2 protein-coding genes are annotated in these 4,142 nt (G+C 45.6%); both read left to right on the top strand.

What is annotated here, in order from left to right; genetic code table 11:
- Positions 1-153: 153 nt before the first annotated feature.
- Positions 154-3,504, top strand: a complete 3,351-nt coding sequence (locus WBA23_RS16735; RefSeq protein WP_424583430.1) for a SusC/RagA family TonB-linked outer membrane protein — start codon at positions 154-156, stop codon at positions 3,502-3,504.
- A gap of 18 nt (positions 3,505-3,522) precedes the next feature.
- Positions 3,523-4,142: RagB/SusD family nutrient uptake outer membrane protein (locus tag WBA23_RS16730; protein WP_424583429.1), on the top strand; the 620-nt coding region annotated here is incomplete at its 3' end.

Raw genomic sequence — 4,142 nt, 5'->3', positions numbered from 1 at the left:
CGTCTATGGCCTTCGTCATGGATTTTAGCTTTGAGATTGAACAAAAACAAGTATTTATAACCTATCACTAACGCAACTATGGAAATGAACAGTTCTTAACCCAGTCAGACAAATTCGGTCAAAAATTAATTTCTTCATTAACAAATTACCTTTATGAGATCACAACTAATACTCCAACCCCGCTGGATAAGATCGCTAACAGTGGCTTTCATGATCCAGATTCTCGCCTTAGGCCTTTTAGGGGCAACCGACAGAACCAACCAAAGTATCCGAAGCGTTAAAGAAGTACATCTTACACTACGCCTGCAAAGCAGCCAGATTACTGAGGTATTTAAAAGAATTGAGGCCCTCTCAGATTTTACCTTTGAATACAATACCGCTGACTTAAGAAGAGTCAGTCAGGTAAGCGGTACTTACACTGACCAAACGCTGTATCAGATTTTAGTAGATGTTTCCCGCCAAACGGGTATGAAGTTTAAGCAGGTAGGTAATAACATTGCCGTAGCCCGAAAGCGTGGTAATATAGAAGCTCAGGAAGAAGTAGAAGTCATTCCTCAACTTTCAGTTTCAGGACAAGTAACTGACCCTAATAATAGTGAAGGGTTACCCGGCGTAAATGTGCTAGAAAAGGGCACGACCAACGGTACGGTCACTGATATTGATGGAAACTACAGCATATCGGTAGCCGATGATGCCTCTTTAATATTTTCTTCTATTGGCTACACCACTCAAGAAGTATCCGTTAATGGCAGAAGCAATATTGATATCTCTCTTTTAGAAGATGTACAGTCGTTAGAAGAAATTGTAGTAGTCGGTTACGGAACCCAAGAAAAGAAAGACATTACCGGTTCCATTGCTACGGTAGATCGGCGCGATTTTGAGTCGCAACCCGTGACGCGTTTTGACCAGATTTTGCAGGGGCGTACCCCGGGAGTGAACGTAACCAATAGCTCGGGAGCACCCGGTGGGGCCGTATCTATCCGGATTCGAGGCGCCAATTCCATCAATGGTGATAATGAGCCACTGTACGTAGTGGATGGCTTTGTAGGAGCTGAATTTCAAGATGTAAATCCGGCTGATATTGAAAGTATTCAGGTACTTAAGGATGCCTCGGCTACCGCTGTCTACGGCAGCCGAGGAGCTAATGGCGTAGTGCTAATTACCACTAAAACCGGTACCGCCGGAGAACCTAAGTTATCACTTACTACCCGCTTTACCTCTTCGCAGGTACTAGACACCTGGGACCTGCTTGATGCTGCCTCCTTTGCTGAAGTAGCCAACCGACGGGCCAGTGCTTTGGGTACCGGCTTGCCCTTTACCGATGCTCAGATCAGTGAGTTCCGACAGAACGGTGGCACTGATTGGCAAGACGAACTGTTTCGTGCCGGGCTGGGCCAAGAGTATCAGGTAGACTACTCAGGAGGTGGTGATAAAGTTAGCTATTTTGTTTCGGGTAACTACTTAGAACAAGACGGTGTCATTATCAACTCTGACTTTAAGCGTTACGCACTACGGACTAATATTAAGGCGAATATAACGAGTAAATTAACTGCTAATCTGAAGATGAACTTCGTGCGCCGCGAAAATAATAATACCAGCGGAGCTGACAATATTAGCGGTTCGGTTGCAGGAACGTTGGCCTGGGCCCCAACCACCCCATTGCGTGATGCGAATGGGGGACTTTTAGTCAATGACCCCATTTCATCTATTAAAAGTAACCCTATTGAACTGGCCCTTAATGATAACATTAGCATCAACAATACGCTGCTAGCGAACGGAGGCTTTGCTTACGAAATTATTGAAGGGCTTACCGCTGATGTTAGTTTTGGTGCCAGCTACTCTAGTAATCCTTATAAAGGATTTAGTGCGGGCAGTATCAGCGATAACCCGAGCAACTACCGAGGCCTCACAGAGAATATCTTTCTGCAGAATACCAACTCGTTGACTTATCAGCGAACGTTTGATGACATTCATTCACTTACCGTTACTGGGGTAGTAGAGCACCAACTACGCTCGTTGGATCAATTCCAAATTAATGCTGTAGGACTACAATTTCCTGACCTTGGGTTTGATAATATTACGCTGGCCGAAGGAACTACCTCCCAAGCTAACCGTGAGGAGCAAACTATCCGCTCATACATTGGCCGAATAAACTACACCTTGCTGGACCGCTACCTGCTTACTGCTACAGTGCGTACCGATGGTTCGTCGAAGTTCCGCGGTGACAATGTTTACGGTACTTTCCCATCAGTAGCCTTAGGTTGGCGCGTATCGGAGGAAGGGTTTATGCGAACAGCTGATTTTATTACTGACCTAAAGCTACGTGGTAGCTACGGTCTTACCGGTAATCAGGGTATTGATGTGTTTGGTACAGTGACTAGCTTTAACACGAACAATCAAAGCGCCGGGACTTCTTTTGAGAATGGAGTACTTACCCCCGGAATCATTATTGGTAATCCGGGTAATGCGAACCTTACCTGGGAAACCACTGAACAACTCAACATAGGGTTAGACTTACAGATGTTTAACGGGCGTATTGGTATTGTAGCTGACTACTTTAAGAAAAACACCTATGATTTGCTCATCCAAGAGCAACTGCCTTTGTACGCCGGAGGTGGAGGTATATTCCGTAATCTAGGAGAAGTAGTCAACTCTGGTTACGAACTGGGTATTACTGCTACGGTAGTAGACCGGGGGCCGTTCAACTGGTACTCTAGCTTTAATGCTTCTTTTTTAAATAATGAAGTGATAAGCATTGGTGATCGGGAGCGTTTATTTCTAGACGGCGATGCCGGAGCGGGGCTTACTAACCTACCGGAAAATGTGATTGAACCAGGCAGTACCCTCGCAAGTTATTGGGGACTAAACTACCTTGGGGTTTGGGGGTCAGACCAAGCGGCAGCAGCGGCCGTTTTTGATAACGTACCCGGCGACTCTCGTTACGAAGATGTGAATGAAGACGGTCGAATTACTGGCGATGATTATCAGATTATTGGCAGTGCTATACCTACGCGTCTGTTCGGCTGGAATAACACGCTTACCTACGGCAACTTCGCGCTAAACGTATTCTTTCAATCCATGATGGGTTACGATAAGTGGAACTTTAGTTACGCTACGGCTATTTTAGCATCAGCGGATGCGCGTGAAGTAACGCATGCTGACATTGCTAATCAATGGATGGCCGACGTAAACGAAAGTAGTGATATTCCTGCTTTCAGTGCAACCGACCGATCTGAGATTCAGTCGTCGCGCTTTGTTGAGTCGGGTAACTTTGTACGCCTAAAAAACCTGAGTTTGACTTATAATTTGCCTAGTGACTTATTAGGATGGATGAAGGGTTCAGTAATGCTAGGAGCTACCAACTTATTGACCTTTACCGACTACCGAGGTATTGACCCTGAATCGTTCTCGAATCGGCAAGGTGCTGGAGTTGCGCAAGGAGCTGACGGTGGATCGTACCCTAATTCTAAAACCTATATTTTAGGTTTCAACGTAACCTTCTAATTGTTAATCTATACTCTTATGAAATACTTACTATTATTATCTAGCTTACTAGTAGTTGCTACCGGCTGCTCTGACTTTCTGGAAGAAGACCTGTCGGCTCAGATTACTAGCGATAGTGGTGCACTACAGAATGAAACGGGGCTAACCGCTGCTTTGGCGGGTACCTATAAACCCTTAACTTATACCTGGAACTCAGGTTTAGGTAATGCTTCTACGCAAGCAGTGCTAATGGGAGGGGATGATCTCACTACCCATAAGGCAAGTAATAAGGCTGACTTTCGGGAGTTTGATCAGTTTACCGTGGCGCAACAGAATGGACGGCTACCGTTTATTTGGGGCGGAGCCTACAAGTCTATTCAAGGAGCCAACAATATTATCGCTAATTACGAAAATGCTACGGGCAACGCAGCAGCTATCCAGCAGATTGCGGGAGAAGCTTTCTTTCTACGGGCCTACAATTACTTTTGGATTGTTCGACTGTGGGGTGAAGGTCCACTACTACTTGATTCACATATCTTCACCGAGGAAGTTCTTTCGGTAGAAAGTAGTTCTACGGCTGAACTGTACGAGCAGATTATCAGCGATCTACAGCGAGCCGAAGAACTACTAAGCGATGCTAAACCGGCACCGGGGCGAGC

This window comes from Tunicatimonas sp. (genome assembly GCF_049647865.1).
Taxonomy (GTDB): Bacteria; Bacteroidota; Bacteroidia; order Cytophagales; family Cyclobacteriaceae; genus Tunicatimonas.
The sequence above is the reverse complement of the archived record's forward strand: the minus strand, read 5'-3'. Positions and strand labels throughout refer to the sequence as shown.

What these genes read in the sequence shown, in the direction of transcription:
- WBA23_RS16735 (WP_424583430.1), top strand. Translation starts at nt 154, where the DNA reads ATGAGATCACAACTAATACTCCAACCCCGCTGGATAAGATCGCTAACA.